General features: G+C 37.1%; 15 protein-coding genes. 7 read left to right on the top strand and 8 right to left on the bottom strand.

Annotation, left to right across the window (positions count from 1 at the left end; all coding sequences use genetic code 11):
- Positions 1-88 precede the first annotated feature (88 nt).
- Positions 89-1,018, bottom strand: coding sequence for a cytochrome C5 (locus H3U49_RS03260; protein ID WP_198179653.1), 930 nt, complete (start codon positions 1,016-1,018; stop codon positions 89-91).
- Between the two features lie 149 nt (positions 1,019-1,167).
- Here H3U49_RS03260 and H3U49_RS03255 point away from each other — a divergent pair, with 149 nt between their 5' ends.
- The 3 genes from H3U49_RS03255 to H3U49_RS03250 all read left to right on the top strand — a co-directional run bounded on the left by H3U49_RS03255 (position 1,168) and on the right by H3U49_RS03250 (position 3,115).
- Positions 1,168-2,406 carry an MFS transporter gene (locus H3U49_RS03255; protein ID WP_198179651.1) on the top strand — a complete coding sequence of 413 codons (1,239 nt, stop codon included), beginning with the start codon at positions 1,168-1,170 and terminating at the stop codon, positions 2,404-2,406.
- Between the two features lie 270 nt (positions 2,407-2,676).
- Entirely contained in the window at positions 2,677-2,799 is a 123-nt protein-coding gene (locus tag H3U49_RS09925) for a hypothetical protein (RefSeq protein ID WP_255528829.1), read from the top strand.
- A 10-nt stretch (positions 2,800-2,809) separates the two neighbouring features.
- On the top strand, positions 2,810-3,115 hold the full coding sequence (locus H3U49_RS03250; protein ID WP_198180068.1) for a type II toxin-antitoxin system PemK/MazF family toxin: 306 nt from the start codon (positions 2,810-2,812) through the stop codon (positions 3,113-3,115).
- 82 nt (positions 3,116-3,197) lie between these two features.
- Here H3U49_RS03250 and H3U49_RS03245 read toward each other — a convergent pair whose 3' ends face one another.
- A complete protein-coding gene (locus tag H3U49_RS03245) occupies positions 3,198-4,442 on the bottom strand; it encodes an MFS transporter (RefSeq protein WP_198179649.1) in 1,245 nt (414 codons plus the stop codon).
- 106 nt (positions 4,443-4,548) lie between these two features.
- Between H3U49_RS03245 and H3U49_RS03240 the strand changes: the two genes are divergently transcribed.
- Positions 4,549-5,403 (top strand): helix-turn-helix domain-containing protein, encoded by an 855-nt coding sequence (locus H3U49_RS03240; RefSeq protein ID WP_198179647.1) that lies wholly within the window; start codon positions 4,549-4,551, stop codon positions 5,401-5,403.
- 127 nt (positions 5,404-5,530) lie between these two features.
- Here the strand turns inward: H3U49_RS03240 and H3U49_RS03235 are convergent, their stop codons facing one another.
- A complete protein-coding gene (locus H3U49_RS03235; protein ID WP_198179645.1) occupies positions 5,531-7,678 on the bottom strand; it encodes a PTS transporter subunit IIABC in 2,148 nt (715 codons plus the stop codon).
- A gap of 613 nt (positions 7,679-8,291) precedes the next feature.
- Positions 8,292-9,194 carry a LysR family transcriptional regulator gene (locus H3U49_RS03230; RefSeq protein WP_198179643.1) on the bottom strand — a complete coding sequence of 301 codons (903 nt, stop codon included), beginning with the start codon at positions 9,192-9,194 and terminating at the stop codon, positions 8,292-8,294.
- A gap of 105 nt (positions 9,195-9,299) precedes the next feature.
- Between H3U49_RS03230 and H3U49_RS03225 the strand changes: the two genes are divergently transcribed.
- From H3U49_RS03225 to H3U49_RS03215, 3 genes are all read left to right on the top strand, one after another.
- The gene (locus H3U49_RS03225) at positions 9,300-10,541 is read left to right on the top strand and encodes an MFS transporter (protein ID WP_198179641.1); all 1,242 of its coding nucleotides are present in this window, start codon (positions 9,300-9,302) and stop codon (positions 10,539-10,541) included.
- 4 nt (positions 10,542-10,545) lie between these two features.
- Positions 10,546-11,985 (top strand): FAD-dependent oxidoreductase, encoded by a 1,440-nt coding sequence (locus tag H3U49_RS03220; protein WP_198179639.1) that lies wholly within the window; start codon positions 10,546-10,548, stop codon positions 11,983-11,985.
- A 311-nt stretch (positions 11,986-12,296) separates the two neighbouring features.
- Positions 12,297-12,905: a hypothetical protein gene (locus H3U49_RS03215; RefSeq protein WP_198179637.1), complete on the top strand. Its 609-nt coding sequence runs from the start codon at positions 12,297-12,299 to the stop codon at positions 12,903-12,905.
- A 184-nt stretch (positions 12,906-13,089) separates the two neighbouring features.
- Here the strand turns inward: H3U49_RS03215 and H3U49_RS03210 are convergent, their stop codons facing one another.
- The 4 genes from H3U49_RS03210 to H3U49_RS03200 all read right to left on the bottom strand — a co-directional run bounded on the left by H3U49_RS03210 (position 13,090) and on the right by H3U49_RS03200 (position 17,541).
- Positions 13,090-14,535: a glycoside hydrolase family 1 protein gene (locus H3U49_RS03210; RefSeq protein WP_198179635.1), complete on the bottom strand. Its 1,446-nt coding sequence runs from the start codon at positions 14,533-14,535 to the stop codon at positions 13,090-13,092.
- A 15-nt stretch (positions 14,536-14,550) separates the two neighbouring features.
- On the bottom strand, positions 14,551-16,524 hold the full coding sequence (locus H3U49_RS03205) for a beta-glucoside-specific PTS transporter subunit IIABC (protein ID WP_198179633.1): 1,974 nt from the start codon (positions 16,522-16,524) through the stop codon (positions 14,551-14,553).
- Between the two features lie 145 nt (positions 16,525-16,669).
- Positions 16,670-16,894: a PRD domain-containing protein gene (locus tag H3U49_RS09870; protein ID WP_232347619.1), complete on the bottom strand. Its 225-nt coding sequence runs from the start codon at positions 16,892-16,894 to the stop codon at positions 16,670-16,672.
- Entirely contained in the window at positions 16,843-17,541 is a 699-nt protein-coding gene (locus H3U49_RS03200) for a PRD domain-containing protein (protein ID WP_370567298.1), read from the bottom strand. The genes H3U49_RS09870 and H3U49_RS03200 overlap by 52 nt, the downstream gene beginning before the upstream one ends.
- Positions 17,542-17,771 lie beyond the last annotated feature (230 nt).

Here is a 17,771-nt window from a genome sequence, read left to right as displayed (position 1 = left end):
TTTTCAGAAATTAATTTCACAAAAAAACTAGCACCACTAAGGTGCCAGTATTAATGGTAATTAAGTTAAATATTATGAGAAGACTATTTTAAACAAATCTGTCCTTTTTAATTACCCGGTAAACTGAAATAACTAAAACTAAAATTGCGCAAAGCATTGCCACATAGGCCATGGGTCCGACACTAATGGCAGCCTGAGCTTGACTACTTGCCATACGATTTTCGACGGCGTATTCTACAATCCACTTACTCAATAAACGAGGAGTTAATACGAAGCTGACAGTAGCAATGATTGAAGCTACCAAAGCCGTATTGCGCGAATATGGTTCCCGAAAAAATTGTGCTAAAACGCAAAATGCTGGTGCAATCATTAAAAGCAAAACCCACATAATAATTAAACGACCTGCACCACTGCTCATCATTTGGGCACTGTTAGCCGCATAACGATATTTACCCCACAGCTGTCCACCAGTTAGGGTATTTAATAAACTCAAGAAGTATGATCCCTGTTGACCATAGACGCCACCACGATTAGACAAGATGCCCTGAACGACTTGCAAGCCATCAGTCGAACCAGCTGTGGAAAAATTAACTGTTACCACTTTTTTCATATAAGTTGCCAGAAACATGATAATCGAGCCACCAAATTGCAAAGCTCGTAACATGCTTAATTTCCGGGATGACTTCATTTTAAATTCGAGGCTAAGTACACGGTTAGGATGATGACTGCGGCCAATCACAAAGATGCCAATTGCGACCACAATTGCCAGCGCAGCAAGAAGCCACCAGAGTTTAGCCATAACTAAGAAAATGGCCAAAACAACTATTGCCACCGCGATGTATGGCCGATCTGCAAAAATATCCCAGAAATTTAACTTTAAATGGCGGTAGTCAGCACGAGTTTGAGAAGTATTATTTTCTCTAATCGTTGCCTTTGGCGCTTTGTTTGTGTGCGACTGGGATTTTTGGCGGCATTTTTGACGGTATTCCTGCCTAGTTAAGTGCGAATCTCTTCCCATACCAACATCCCTTCCTTTCAGAAATAATATCCTAACATGTTTAATATGAAAATATCATCTATTTAGCAAATTCTTAGCAAATTTATTGTGCTAAAATATAAAAGATATCATATTTTTTAGAAAAATATTAAAAAGAAAGCGAGGACGTTTTGACAATTTCCGAAAAATTTCCGGCTGGCTGGCATAAAGCTTTTGTCACTTTATGGCTAGGTTGCTTTATCACAGGTATGGGCTATTCCATGACAATGCCCTTTATCTCACTATTTATCGCTGATCTGGGCCACTACAGCAAGCTGCAGATTAGCATGTATTCCGGTCTTGCATTTGCCATGACCTTTATTGCTCAGGCAATCGTTTCACCTTATTGGGGCAACTTGGCCGACAGAAAAGGCCGTAAGTTAATGTGCATGCGAGCTTCTGGGGTCATGGCTTTAACTATTACTGCTACCGGTTTTGCCCCTAATGCTATTTACATAATTGTAATGCGTTTTATTCAGGGCGCTTTTTCCGGATATATTAACAACGCCACCGCTTTAATCGCAGGGGAAACTCCCCACAGAAAAAGTGGCTGGGTAATGAGTCAAATGATGACTGCCGGTACTGCTGGAAACTTAGTCGGACCACTTTTAGGTGGTGTTTTGTCAAATTTCTTCGGTAATTGGCTTGGCGGCGTCTGGGGCTACCGGATTCCATTCTTCATCACCGGCTTTTTGATGGTGCTCGTCTTCTTAGGGTCGACATTCTTAGTTCATGAAAACTTTACCCCAATTTCCCGCGAAGAAATGAAGCCTATGAAAGAGATCATGCACTCTCTACCCAATGTTAAATTGATTGTGGTCATGTTCGTAACTACCCTGTTAGTGCAGGCCGCTAACATGTCAATTGATCCAATTGTTTCTTTGTATGTCAAATCGATGATGCCTAATAGCAAAAACATCGCATTTGTGGCGGGCGTCGTAGCTGCAACCCCAGGTCTCGGAACATTGCTGGCTGCTTCCAAAATCGGACATAAAATGGATGAAATTGGACCACTAAAAATATTACGCTTAGGTTTAATAGTAGGTGCAATTCTTTTCGTACCTATGGCTTTAACACACTCACCTTGGGTGCTGGCAGGATTGCGTTTCCTGCTGGGAATTGCCAGTGCTGCAATGTTACCGGCAGCACAGACTGTTTTGACATTGAACACTCCTGCCGAAAGTTTTGGTCGCATCTTTAGTTACAATCAGTCTTTTCAAGCAGTTGGTTCTGTGTTTGGTTCACTAATGGGTTCCACCATCTCCGGTTTGTCCAACTACGCTACAGTTTTCTGGACTACAGGTTTCACGCTACTGATTAACTTTATTCTCATTATCTTTTTCAGTTTGAGAAAAAGTCCTAATAAATAAGAGCTAACTTACAATTAATAAAGTGTTCTAATTTTGATGGTCACATCATATTCCGTTCAGGATACTTTTTTGTCTGATCTTTGTAGATAAACATTGTATAATTTTTGGGATATACATTGTTTATTTTTTTCAGGGGGAAAATATGATTAGAGCTGCCTTATCTAATAGCGTAAATCTAAAGACATGCTATTAAGTCAAGCAGTCTTGCAAGCATTAAACGCTACTTTAGGAGATTATTTAAACATTAAAATTGAGGACATCAAAGTAATAATGGCAAAACAAGAAGATACACATGTTTTAACTTTTGAAGAACTTTTTAAAGATTATTCAGGGAAAGAATTTTATACCAAAATTAAGTTACCGAATGAGAGAAAAGGAAATGAAAAATGGTAATTAAGCAAGGATCTATTCTATTAATGATTTACGCCTTAAGCAGGGGCATGAACAATCTAGCAAACGACCTTATTTATATTTAAGCTATAAAGAGGTTGAAAAATACGCTTATATTGCTGTGTTTGCTCCTATATCAACTACTAAAAGACGCTACCCATTATATCCTGCTGCATCTCAAACAAAAGGCGTAGTCATGCTAGACCAACTAATTACAATCGATTATCATAATCGACCATTTCAGTATTTAGAGCAACTACCTGATGACTATATGGGAAAGATACTCAAAATTGTAAAAGTAGTTTTTCAGAAAGATTAGCCAAACAAAATAGAATTGAAATCAATTATATTTGGGATGATTATCAAATCAAATACTGCAAATTTACCAGCTAAACAGCTGTTTAATTTCCTTTTTGTGCGGATTTTCTCATTACCAATAAGGTAATTACAAAGAGCAGAACACTGACGATAAACAGGCCCCAAAGAGAATAGATGACGCTTGTCACAGCCGATAAGGTAGTAAAGGCGGTTGTCATTAAGGGACTGGCAATTAATAAAATTGTATTGATCAGACCAATGGAAGACGCAAGAATTTTATGATCAACTGCACCTACCATCCACTGGGTTAATTTTGGAGTAGCAGTTCCCGCAAAGAAGCCTAAGATACAATAAGTTATTAAACAGAACCAAATTTGTTTACTTAAAATAGCAATTATGACACTTGCTCCAGCAATATTGGCAAACATAATAATGATATAAAGGCTAACATTTTTAAATAAATTAGTACCAAAAATACTGCCTAAGGCAGCGCCGATTCCTGCCATAGCACCGATTAACGCGATTGTAAAACTATAGGTACCAATGACCATCACCTGACGATTGCCCGCAATGACAATAGAAATCAAGGGCTCGATCGTGCTGAGAACTCCGTTTAAAACGGCGATTACCAGTACGGTAGTAATTAAGCCACTAGCCTTTTTAACTTGCTTTAATGCTAAGGCCAGGGTGGACCAAAAGCCGCGATCATCTACTTCTTGTGTGACAGTTGGGATACCCTTTTTACGCTGACTTCCAGCTATATTGCAATATATCAATCCCGCCACAACGAAAGTCAGGCCGTTAATCACAGCCAGAGCAGAATATGACATAAACAATAAAAGTCCTGATCCAACAAACTGACTAATCAAAGTGATTACTTGTGAGACACCGCTAGTAAAGCCCTCGGCTTCAGCGATCTCATCTTTTTTAACCAGACTAATAATTAGTGGCGTGGTCAGTCCGCCAGAATAAGTTCCGGCCGTATCAGAAATAAAGTTGATGATAATCACCATAATTACCAGATTCCAGCCAGCGATGTTCTGGCTAAAAAGAAAACCAACCAGTAGATAAAGCGCACCTCTGATCATAGCCATCCAGACTATTTTTTGAAATTTATTCTGTGTTCTGTCAGCTAGATAGCCACCAACACTGGAAAACAGCCGGGGAACTGACTCCGAAATAGCAATTAATGATAAGGCCAGCGAATAATTTTTGAGCCGACTGGCATAAGTCATCAGCGCTAAATAGAATAAAATATCTCCCGCACTGGATAAAATACTGGCAATTGAAAACTTGCGATATTCTTTGTTTTTAAAAAAGATAGTCATAATTTTTTCTCCCGTTTAACTCTCTTCTTTTTTAATTGTACTTGAGCTAAAATTAAGAATAAGAAAATTTCATATATGACACAAAAATTGGCAAGTGAGGTAAATTATGACTATTGGTGCGTTACTTAAGCAATACCGTCTAGAAGCTGGCAAAACTCAACGCGCATGGATTGGTGACGTTATCAGCCCCTCTTTTTACTCCAAAGTAGAAAAAGATCTGACGCGCATTTCAGCGGCAGACCTAATTGAATTATTACGGCAAAATCACGTTGAAATTGCTGGCTTTTTTAAACAACTTGATTACCAAGCTGAAAATGAGACTAATTTAAAAAATAAGATTGATACGCAAATTATAGATGCTTACTATAATTTTGATATTAAGCGCCTAGAAGAAATCAAACAGGCAATTGCCAATAGCAGGCTTGCTAGTAAAAATGAGTTAATGCTAAGTGTGAATGCAATCTTAGCTATTATAGATGGTACCAAAGAAAAATTAAGTACTGCAGAAATCCAACAATTAAAAAATAAATTTTTTAACGAGGAGAACTTTACTCGCAAAACACTCACAATTTTCCTGAATTGTATGTATTTCTATGATTTTGACAGCAACTTGATTATTACTAACAAAATTTTTCACCAATTTAAAGACAGCGATAATAATAAGGTACAGTTTACGGTACTGGGAGTTCTAATCAATATGATTAGTATGTGCCTAGATAAAAATAAATACCAAGAAGCCAAGCATCTAATAGCAAAGTCCCACGAAATTCATACTCAGCCAATAACTTGCTTTAGTAAAATGTCACTTTTAATTTTAGAAAATATTATTGACTATCATTTTGACCCTAAACAGGTTTATTTGGATAATTGCGCAAGACAAATAGAAGAATTTTACTTAATTGGCATGACTGAACTTAGTAAGCAATGGCAAAAAGTGGTAGATGAGCAAATTGGCAACTAAACCCTATTTCACATTTGCCATCAATTTAATTTTTGAGTAAAACAAAAACCAGGCCTTCTAAACAAAAAGCTTGGTTTTTCTACATGCAGCAATATTTTCTAACGTAGAAATGTGACGTAATAATCAATTATTTTTTAACAAACAACTGCGCTACTTGATCTTTAGCAGCAACTTTACCATTTTCTAAAACTTTGACATCTAACAATCTGTCAGACAGAGTAGCTACGAAAATAACGTCAGTTGCTTTTCCAGCAGATTTAATTTCTGTTAAATTCATCTCTGCCAGTTTGTCGCCCTGATGGACTTGTTCTTTTTCAGAGCAAAGAATTTTGAAGCCTTTGCCCTTAAGCTCAACAGTATCTAATCCCATATGCAAAAGATACTCAATGCCATTTTCTTCTTTCATGCCAATTGCATGTTTGGTAGGAAAAATAGATGTTATTGTGCCATCAACTGGAGCGTAGATATTGCCATTTTCTGGTAAGATCGCAAAGCCTTTACCTACCATCTCTTTGGAAAAAACACCATCATTTAAGGTTTGCAATGATTCCAGCTGTCCATCAGCAGGTGCAAAAAGTGCGATTTCTTGACTTGAACTCTTGTCAACCACTTTTGGAGCAGTTTTTTCATCAGCCATCGGCTCGGGATTTTCTACCGGCTTAACTGCATTTGCAACAGTTTTTGGCGCTTTGCCACTATTAATCAAATCCATTACATTTGTTTTAATGTTGCCGACAGTAGTGCCATAAATTACCTGGACAGAGGCACCGTTAACTACTGTTCCGGCTGCTCCCGTTGAGGTTAAGGTTTCTTTATCTACTAAATTGCCGTCTTTAACTGTCACCCGCAGCCTTGTGGCACAGTTGTCAACATTCACTAAATTATCAGTTCCGCCTAGAGCTGCTACTATTTCATAAGCTACTTGCTCATCTTTAGTTAGAGCAGTAAATTTCTTATTATCAACATAATCTTTCTTGGTTTTTAAAGTAGTATCATCTTTACGACCAGGCGTATTGAGATCGAACTTAGTAATTACAAATCTAAACAAGAAATAGTAAACAACGAAATAAGCAATACCTAAGAAGATGATTGGAACCCAATTAGTTCTGGCATTTCCGGGTAACACACCATAAAGAATAAAGTCTATTAAGCCACCGGAAAAGGTAAAGCCTACTCCTACTTTTAGCAAGGTTACAAAGACTGCAGAAAAAGCAAAAAGTACACAGTGAACGCCAAAATACAAAAATGGTGAAGCAAATAAAATAGTAAATTCAAGTGGTTCGGTAATTCCAGTTAAAATGGAAGTTACCGCAGAGGATACTAAAAGTCCTTTAATTTCACTCCTTTTATCTTTACGAGCTACAGAGTACATTGCCAGGGCAGCAGCTGGCAAGCCAAAAATCATTTCTGGGAACTGAAATGAAAAGAATCTGGCAGCTTCATACGAAATTTTCCCGCCGGCAGCTAATTGTGCAAAGACAATATTTTGGGCACCTTGCACGGTATGACCAGCAACAACAGCCGTTCCACCTACCGCTGTTTGCCAAAATGGCAAATAGAAAATGTGGTGTAAACCAAAGGGTATCAACATTCTGTAGATTAATCCGTATAGAAAGGAACCAACTACCCCAGATTTAGCAATGAAGAAGCCTAAAGCAGAAATTCCCGCAGCAAAATAAGGCCAAATATATGAAAGCAAAATTCCTATTATTACACCAGAAACCGCAGCGGCAATTGGCGGAAAGTGAGTACCGCCAAAAAATGAAATTACATCAGGCAGTTTAATATTGTAGTACTTATTGTGTAGCCATACGACTATTAAACCAATGATAATGCCCCCGAATACTCCCAAGTTCATTGTGTTGTTAAAACCCAACACATTTGTAATTAAGCCATTAACTTGTTTGAGCTGATTTAAATTTCTGAGATTTTTGATTGAACTGGTTAAGGAGGCGTACATTAAAAAGTAGCCTACAACCGCAGAAAGCGCAGCGACCCCTTTTTCACTTTTTGCCATTCCCAACGCTATAGAGACAGCAAATAGCAAACCTAGGTTGTCAAAGACTACAGAGCCACAGTCATTTAAAATGCTTAAAAACCTGTTTAACGGCATCCCTGGCGATAAAATGCTCTCCAAGTGATACAACTTTATAAAAGTCGGACCGGTAAAAGAAGCACCCAATCCTAGAAATAATCCCGCTATCGGAAGCAACGAAATTGGCAACATGAATGTCTTGCCAACCTGTTGCGCCTTAGCATAAATTTTTCCCTTCATTATTTTCCTCCTGTATCTGTTTAAATACTCCAGATCAGATGTTCTCATTAAGACAAAATATAAACAATCCTTTGTGAATCGTAAAAACTATTTTTTTCTGTATTTATAATGAAATGCTTTTTCCTATGCTTAATATCCTTCAAATTAATACTAACTTGACCTGCCTATTTTTAAAAAATCTTTCTATAATTTTTCACGCAGAACTATCAAAATAACTATTATTTTATAATTTTAAAAAATATAGCTATATTTTAAAATAGTTCTTTCGCTTATAAAATATTTAGCATATAGCGAGAAGACATAGAAGAATTTAAAATAATTAACTACTTTTACTTATGTTTTTTAGAATAGAAAGGATGTTTATATTAATAGAAAAGTGTAAAAAAGGTACAACAACATTGTTAAAGTGATTGATGATCACTTTTGATTTTAGAAAATATTATTGACTATTATTTTGACCCTAAACAAGTTCATTTGGATAATTGCACAAGGCAAATAGAAGTGTTTTCCTAATCGGCATGACTGAATTTAGTAGGCAATTGCAGGAAAAGACCGGTGACAATTTAGTATAAACAACAGTTAGTTTCACCATTTAATTTGGAACTAGCTTTTTTTAATTAATAATATTTTTTCTAATTACCTGTTCCAGCACATCACTAATCCAGCCAGCGTTACCTGGTTCATCGTCTCTAAGATAAGTCAGCCCATAATAATAAATACTTTTATATTTTAAGGGGCGATAGGAGACAAAGTTAACATTTTTGTTAATGCAAAAATTGGGAATTATTCCAACGCCTTGTCTTGCCTTAATAAAGTCATACATTAAAAAGTACTCATCCACCCATTTAATCTGATCAGGTCCTAATTTAGACAAAACTGTTTGATTAAGCTGATAAATATCTGGCAAAGAACGGTCAGTATACGGTAAAAGAATTTTTTGACGACAAAGTTGGTTAAGGGAAATAGTTTCATACTTTTCTAGAGGATGGCCAAATGGTAATGCAACCCAATATTTGACAGGTACATACGGCTTAAAAACGACATCATCTGAGTCCTTAATTACATCACTGGTTAAAAGTGCCAAGTCTATCTTGCGCTCTTGCAACTGGGATAAATAATCAACCAAAAAATTAATGATGAAAGTAAAGTCGTAATCCTTACACTGTAAATTAAATTTTTGCAAAAACAAAGGGATAATGTAGTGTTCTAAGGGATTAGCCGCCATCCCTATCCTTATCTGAGTGAGATCAGCAGATGCCGACCTATGTTGTAAATAATCTACAGCACTATCTCTTTTTTTTAAGATATCTAAAGCTATTTGATAAAAATATTTGCCGGCATCTGTAACCATTAATTTATGGGGAGAGCGATCCAGCAACTTTACATTAACTTCTTTTTCCAATTCCTTGATGTTTTTGGAAATAGCTGACTGTGAAAAGTCTAATTTACGAGCTGCCACGGTAAAACTTAAATTGTCGACAACATAGATAAAACAGCGCAATTGTGAAAAATTCATATTTTATTATTCCTTTTTGTACTTTCTTATTCCATTATGCGTTAAGAAAGTGCCTTTAGCAATGATACTATGTGATTAAATTCATTAAGGAGGTAATTTTAATAAATGAAACAGAAAGTTTATCCGTGGCTAATTGTCCTGTTTTCCGGATTGATGTGTGCGGTGATTGCCAATACTTATACTGTCATGATGAGTCTCTTTTTAGACCCATTAGTACATGCATTGCATGCACCTTTATCAGCAGTATCATACTTCATGACTATCACCATTATTTCAATGTCATTTGGATTCGTTCTGGTAGGTCGCTTTATCACAAAAGTCCATTTTAATTGGGCATTAGCATTAGCCGTCATCATGACAGCCGCAGCGGTAGCAGTTTTATCACAAGCCCGCAATCTAATCGTATTATATTTAACTGCTGTAATCATAGGATTAGGATGTGCCTTCACGGGTTATATTGTTCAAGGCATTTTGGTTAATAATTGGTTTGTTGCTAAGAAAAACTTTGCATTTTCATTGTGTGCCGTTGTTGTTTCTGTTTATCTAATGTTTTCTAGTTCTTTTACTACTATCTTAATCACCAAACTGGGTTGGCGTTCTGCACTTCTGACACTAGGATGTATTAGCCTAGTTATTGGCTTACTTGGCGCTTTCATCATGAAACTTCGGCCTGAAGATATCGGGTTAAAAGCATATGGAGCTGAGCAAGTTCAAGGTAATACAGAAACAGCGTCTATTCATGCAGCACCGCAAATTAAAACCAAGTCTGTTATTTTTTCAGCAGCTTTTGTTTTGGTGTTACTATTCTATGCCTTGGTCGAATTTGGGGGCAATATTCAAAGTTTAATCCCGGTTTTTACAACTCGTAGTGGTTTTGGCCCTACTGCAGGAGGATTAATTATTACTCTAATCAGTGCAGCTGAAATTTTTGTTACTCCCCTTTTTGGGATTACTACAGATAAATGGGGTAGCAAAGCCGTAGCTGCTTGGCTGATATGTCCAATAGCAGCAATGTTGCTCTTCATTTTAGCTGCTAACACAAAATCTTTTGTTTTACTGTACTCTGCTGCCTTACTAACAACTGCTTGTGCGACAGTCATGGGAACTGGTGAGCAAGTATTTGGTGCTGAAATGTTTGGGCCAGCGTTTGATATTGGCTACTCTAATGTTAGTGCCATCACAGGTGTTATAGGAGCATTTGCCACTCCTGTCTTTAGTTACATTTATGAAGGCAGCAATTCATTCACAGTAGTTTTCATTGTAGTAGCAATAATTTATTTCATTGCTTTAATCATCCCTCTAATTGGACCAAAATTCCGCTTAAGATTTGAAGATAAAGGAGAATAATATTATGACTAAAAAATATGACGTGATTATTATCGGTGGTGGTCTTGCAGGTTTCGCTGCAGCCACAGATGCAGCAGACAGAAATTTAAATGCCCTAGTGCTAGAAAAAGGCAGAACAACTGGTGGAACTGGTAATTATGTTGAAGGTGTTTTTGCTGCAGAATCAAAATTGCAAAAAGAGGCAGGAATTGATATTAAGCGTGAGCAAATTCTCCAGTTGGAAATGGATTATTCACACTACAAGGCTGATCATGAAATGTGGCGCCATTATATTGACCACTCTGCAGAAAATGTTGATTGGCTTCAAAAGCACGGTGTTCAGTTTGACAAAGTTACAGAAATGGGCACTGATTTGCCAACTTGGCACTTATTCACAGGTCATGGAAACAAGGCAATCCATGAAGCATTAGAGCCGTATGTTGAAAAAAATAATATTGCGATTAAAACTTCTACTCAAGCAGTTGACTTAAAGCATGACGCTGACGGCAGTTGGACTGTCATCGCTAAAGACTTAGCTGCAGATAAAGAAGTGGCTTTACAAGCCAAAAATGTTATTTTAGCTACTGGTGGCTATTTAAATAATCCTGAAATAATGAAGAATGCCAATAAATTCAACCCTGAACGGATTGTACCAGTTAACTCTGGCAAATCTACAGGTGATGGTCTAAAAATGGCATGGAAGCAAGGAGCAAAACACTTTTTTACCGGCATGACAATGAATTTTGGTGGTCAAATCCATGACTCACAAACTCCGACATATGAATTTGCATCATGGGATCTGGGCAGCGCTGTCTGTGATGAACCTATTTTATGGGTAAATGAAGCTGGTAATCGTTTTACCAATGAGTTTGATTGCGTAAGTAATTGGGCTAATGAAGGAAATGCTATGATTCGCCAAGATCGCGTTTTTGCTATTCTAGATCAAAAGACTATTGATGATTTTACTGACAAAGAATTTCCACTAGATTTACACCCATTTTATGAATTACCCAATTATCCGCACTTGCGCGACAATGTTAAAGAAGCCATCACTAAAAACTACGACTTTATGAATTCTGCTCCAACGCTAGCGGAACTGGCAGAGAAGATCGACGCTTCTAATCTTGAAGAAACGATTAATCATTATAATGATCTTGCTGAAAAAGGCGTTGACACTGATTTTGGTAAGGATAAGAAATACTTACTGCCAGTTGCACAAGGTCCGTTTTACGCAATAGAATTGGCTGTGGGTGCCTTTACCACCGGAGACGGTTTAAAAGTTAACTTGAATAATGAAGTATTGAACGACAAAGGTCAGCCAATTGAGCATTTATATGCAATCGGCAGTGACGGCTCAGGCGTAATTTATGGCGATACCTATGGCGTTAAAGTTCCTGGTAGTCATGCCGGTTACTGTGTTTACTCAGCCAGAAATGCGGTTAAAAATTTAACGGCTAATTTGTAAAATAAGCACTGATTAAGATAATCAGAAAACAAAACCAAACTTTCTTATTGAAAAGTTTGGTTTTTATTTTCGCTGGAATTAGACAGACAAGTTTTAAACTTCGTTAATTAATGCAAAAATGCTAAAGCATTTTACTATATCTAATCAAAATTGTAGTTACCATACCATTAAAATAAATATAAATATTGCAATATTTTAGTAAGCTGACAAAACTTTTCTTTTTAAAATATAAGCTTCATTAATCAATACTTAAAATTGATAATAGTTGTATAATATATTCATATAAGGAGTTTAAGATTAAGGAGTTAAAAATGAAAAAAGTAAAAATAAAAAAACTGTTTTCTCTTGTGATTATCTTTTTCGGGCTCGGTACTTTAGGTTTAACAACTGCGGTTATGCGTGCAAGTGCAAACGGTGAAAATAAAGTAGAAACTGGTAATAAATACGGGTATTTAAAAAAGCCCGTCTTTCCTAAGAGCTGGAAGGGCTATTGGGGAGGAAAGAGTAATTACCGCTATATTATCCATGAAAAATATGGTGATATTCTTGGTAATTGTGGTATTTCAGAATACGGTTATGTAAAAGGGACTCATAAATATCCTTGGCAGATGTCTGCAGAATGGAAAAGAAAATGTACTGAAAAAAGACTATTTCTTCACGCTTATCGGAGAACATGGACTCATCATAATGGAATCAAATGGGCTATTTTAGGTGATCCTTTATCTAAACCTATTCAAAAATATGATTTTGCTATTACCTGTCGCACTGAAACGATTAAAGGCAAAAAATACCGTGTGTTATTTGAAGCTAGCCCAATAAGCTTCAAGACAACTAGTCAATATTTCAGAACAAAAAAATTAACAAAAAAATATGGTCATCATCAGTTTAAGGATATGAAATATTCAGCTAAATTTAAATAATTATAAAGCAAAAAAGGCGGCAAAGGCCGCCTTTTTAGTTGTAATTATAACTTTTTACTTTTGCTTTATTTCACTAAATTTAAAAAGCAATTGAACCTTCTGAATTTATCTTCAAGACCATGACAAATAAAAAGCCCCGAAATTGAGATGTCTTAGTTTCGGAGCTCTTATTAATCTGTCAAATTTACCCTAAATCAGCACCGTTAGTAGAAATAACCTTCTTGTACCAGTCAAAAGACTTTTTCTTGTAACGCTTAAAGCTTCCGTGGCCTTCATCATCTTCATCAACATAGATAAAACCGTAACGCTTGGACATTTCACCAGTTGAAGCACTGACCAAATCAATACAGCCCCAAGGAGTATAACCCATAACATCAACGCCATCGTCTATTGCCTGGGAAATAGCTTCGATGTGTTCACGCAGGTAGTCAATCCGGTAATCATCAGCCACATAATGATTTGCATCAGGCTTGTCTACTGCACCCAGACCATTTTCAACAACGAAAACTGGCTTTTGGTAACGATCGGACAATTGGTTTAAGGCAATTCTTAATCCTGTGGGATCAATTTGCCAGCCCCAGTCGCTGCTCTTTAAGAATGGGTTCTTAACGCCGCCCATTAAGTTGCCGTTAGCAGTTTCTTGGTTTTCATGAGTAACATCAACTACAGATGACATGTAGTAGCTAAAACCAATATAGTCAACTGGGTATTGAGCTAGCAATGCCAATTCACCATCTGTGTAATCAATGTCAGATAATTGCACGCCTTGACGAGCCAACAAGCTCTTAGTATAGGCAGGATAATGTCCTCTTACTTGAACATCGGCACAGAAGAAGTTATTAGCCTGATTATCTTGCAGGGTAGCCAATTGGTTCTTAGGATTTGAATCATAGCTGTAAGTAGTAGCGTATAAAATCATGCAGCCAATTTTCATATCAGGATTGAGTTCATGGCCAATTTTAACAGCTTTTGCACTAGCAACAAATTGGTTATGCCAAGCCTGGTAAATATTTTTCTTATCGTCAGCGCCGTTACTTGTAGTTAAGCCCTGACTCATTATTGGAAAGTGAGCGGCACTGTTAATCTCGTTGAAAGTCATCCAGTATTTGACCTTATCTTGGTAGCGGGTTAAAACGGTGCGGGCAAAGCGTTCATAGAAGTCAATTAACTTCTTATTCTTCCAGCTCCCATATTCAGTAATTAAATGAAGAGGTAATTCATAGTGAGAAATAGTAATTACAGGCTCAATATTATGCTTTAAGCATTCATCAATTAGTGAGTCATAAAACTTAAGCCCCTCTTCATTAGGAGTTTCTTCATCCCCATTAGGGAAAATTCTGGACCAGGCAATTGAAAAGCGGTAGCACTTAAAGCCCATTTCGGCAAAAAGTGCAATGTCTTCTTTATAATGGTGATAGTGATCAATACCAATGTGGTTAGGATAAACGTAATTTGAATTAATCTTAAAATCAAAATCAGGTGAAGCAATGATTTTCATTCGATCCTTACCGCCAGGCATAACATCTGGTAAAGATAAACCTTTACCTCCCTCTTGGTAAGCACCCTCTAATTGATTGGCAGCAGTAGCACCGCCCCATAAAAATCCTTTAGGAAAATTATTTGTAGTCATTGTTATCTCCTTTCATTATTTCAGGTCTAATAATGGATCCCCGATAGTTATTGTACCATTCGCAACTACATTAACTTCATGGTAATTATTAGAATTAGTAACAATTACTGGTGTTGTAATTTCAAAGCCAGCTTTTTTAATAGCTTCAAGGTCAAAATTAATAAGAGGCTCACCTTTTTTGATACTCTGACCTTTTTTAACTAAAGTAGTAAAGCCTTTGCCATCAAGTTCAACAGTATCCATACCAATATGAATCATTACTTCTGCGCCACTAGTCGATTTAAGACCAATTGCGTGACCGGTAGGGAAAACCATCACTACTTCTCCATCAAGTGGTGAACATACTTTACCTTCTTGTGGTTCAATCGCAACGCCTTTACCCATTGATCCACTGGAGAAGACTTCATCTTTAACCTCGCTTAATGGCACAACCTGTCCATTTAACGGAGCTACCAATTTTTCTTCCTTATTATATGAAACTTCTGGTTTAACATTTGCGGAACTTGCAGAATTGTTTGTTGCAGCATTATCTGTACCTGCATTTGTAGCTGTCGCTAAAGCAGTTTGTTCAGTTATTGGTGCGTCAACGCTGTTTTTACCAAATAGCATTTGAAAAGCAAAGCCTAAAATTGTTGCTATAACCATTGCTAAAATCAAACCGTAAACACCAGTATCAAAGCCATTTTTGCCAATTGCATCTGGAACTGAGAAAATTCCCATTCCGGCCATCTGGAATACTTTTACTTGGAAGAAACCAATGATGCCGGCACCAATTGCAGAGGCAATACAACTTAAAATAAACGGCTTCTTTCTTTCAAGGGTGACACCATAAATAGCCGGTTCAGTAACCCCAAAAATACCAGAAACAAAGGCTGGAATTGCAATACTGCGGGTTTTTTCATTTTTAGTTTGGAAAATAATTGCCAAAACAACACCTGTTTGGGCAAATGAAGCTGCTAAAGATAAGCCTAAGATTGGATCATAGCCTAGAGCAGCAATATTGGTCATCATAACTGCCACAAAGCCCCAGTGAACGCCAAAGATAACAAATACTTGCCAGAATGCTCCCATTAAAATGCCGGCTATAACAGGACTAAAGTTGTAAACTCCACTAACAGCTGCTGCGATAGCGTTACCAAGCCAAGTAGCAACAGGGCCAATGACAATAAAGGTAACAGGAATAGTAATTAGTAAAACCATAAATGGCACTAAGAAAGTTTTGACAACATCAGGGATAATCTTTTTAGCCAATTTTTGCACTTTAGAAGCAAACCAAATTGACAGGATGATCGGAATGACTGATGAAGTGTAGTTCATCGAAATTACCGGAATTCCCAAAAAAGTCATGTGAATTGGTGCTTGGAGAATAGTACCTTTAAATACAGTAAACAGAGTGGTTTTACTGCTGGCCATTGCGACAATTGAAGGATAGCAAAGCGCAGCACCAATTGTTGCACCTAGATAGCCGTTCATGCCGAACTTTTTAGCTGCAGAAATTCCTAAAATAACTGGCAGGAAGTAGAATAAACTGTCACCAATGGCATTCAAAATAATGTAAGTACCAGAAGTTTGTGCTTCCCAGCCAAAAGCTAAGAACATAGCATTAAAGCCCTTGATCATACCGGCAGCACACATTGGCCCTAAAATCGGGTTGAAAATGCCAGAGATTAAATCAATAAACTTATCTGCTAAACTCATGTTGCTGGTATCTTCATAATCATCGGGTACGCTGCCGCCACCAGAAAAGCCGCCTACTTTAACCAGCGTGTCATAAACATCAGCGACATTATTGCCAATCACAACTTGGTATTGACCACCAGATTTCACAATAGAAATTACGCCATCGGTGGCCTTTAATTTGTCATCATCAGCCTTTTTCATATCTTTTAATTTAAAACGTAAGCGCGTAGTACAGTGCACAACACTGATCACGTTATCTTTACCGCCAACATCAGCGATAATTTCACGACTTAGATCCTCGTAAGCCATTTTTTCCTCCTAAATATCAAAACCCGAGGACCTCAAGAAAGCACCTCACTAATTTATTGTGAGATTTTCACCTGAAGTTCTCGGGTTAATGCCTGTAAACAGTAACACACCGTTTAAACTTATAAATTATTAAAATATAGTAAATTTAATTCTTCTGCGATTGAGCATCTTTTTGTCTATGCGTTACCCGCCAGACATGAAGAGTTAAATATACCTGATCGTCAGGCTGCAATTGCCAGCCTGCCTGCTTGTATAAGTACGTGCCGATTTTTTGGACAGTATCATACGCCTTTTTGTACTTGACTTTCATTAATTCAATTAAGGAATGATCAAGCTCACTGCCTGAATCCTGGTCGCTTTCACCACACATATGCCCCTTACCATAAAAGCACGTAAATGGGTCATGAACCTGTTGAAGTTAAACGATTCAGTATCTAGCTGCATCCCGTATTGGTATTGAATAATATCAATTACTCCCTTAATCAGTTTAGTAATTTTAATCGTGTCCTGCAGCTTTGTTTGACCAGAACCTGCATTAATGAAGTGATACGTCAGATAAGCTGCTTCGCTTTGAGGAAAATCTAGCTTGGTTTCTTCCTTCATTAACTTTAAGGCTTCCTGAGCCGTGCCATATTCCTTAGGAAATATTTTTTTCATTTCCCAGCCAAGCGTATCTTGGCCTAATTCAATATTTCCTGTAGCACGGGTTAACATAAAATCAATGTGATCAGCTAATACCAAAAATTCATAATCAGAAAAAGTGATCTGTAATTTTTGACTGGCCATGCTAATCACTTCAGTCGTTAACTTCAAGGTTCGCTGATCAATATCTTTCACACTGTCAATCATCTTAATGTTCTTTTCAACAGCTACGAAACGGCGTGAAATTTTGTCCTCATCAATGGGATCGCCGACTTTTTTGCCAAAGCCAATCCCGTTGCCAATCACCACCCAATCTACTCCGGCTTTATCAGACACCAAGGCAGCGTTGTTGTTAAAATTTTTAACAAATTTCACTTCAACTACTTCCTTTCCAATAAAAAAACCTACAAACAGTACCAAAAAAGTATTGTTCATAGGTAATGCCTGATCAAATCAGTAACACGTCTACTTACAGCTGATATTATAAATCAGTATTAAAGCGATTTCAATACTTATTTGATTATTTTTTTTAAGTGTTTCAATTCGAGATAAATAATTGTACTTTACGCAAATTTATACTTAAATAGTAGCAGAAGACTAATAGT

Origin of the sequence: Lactobacillus sp. W8174, assembly GCF_016100975.1 — a bacterium.
In the GTDB taxonomy this organism is placed as follows: domain Bacteria; phylum Bacillota; class Bacilli; order Lactobacillales; family Lactobacillaceae; genus Lactobacillus; species Lactobacillus juensis.
Note: the sequence above shows the minus strand (reverse complement) of the source record. Positions and strands in the feature narration are given on the sequence as shown.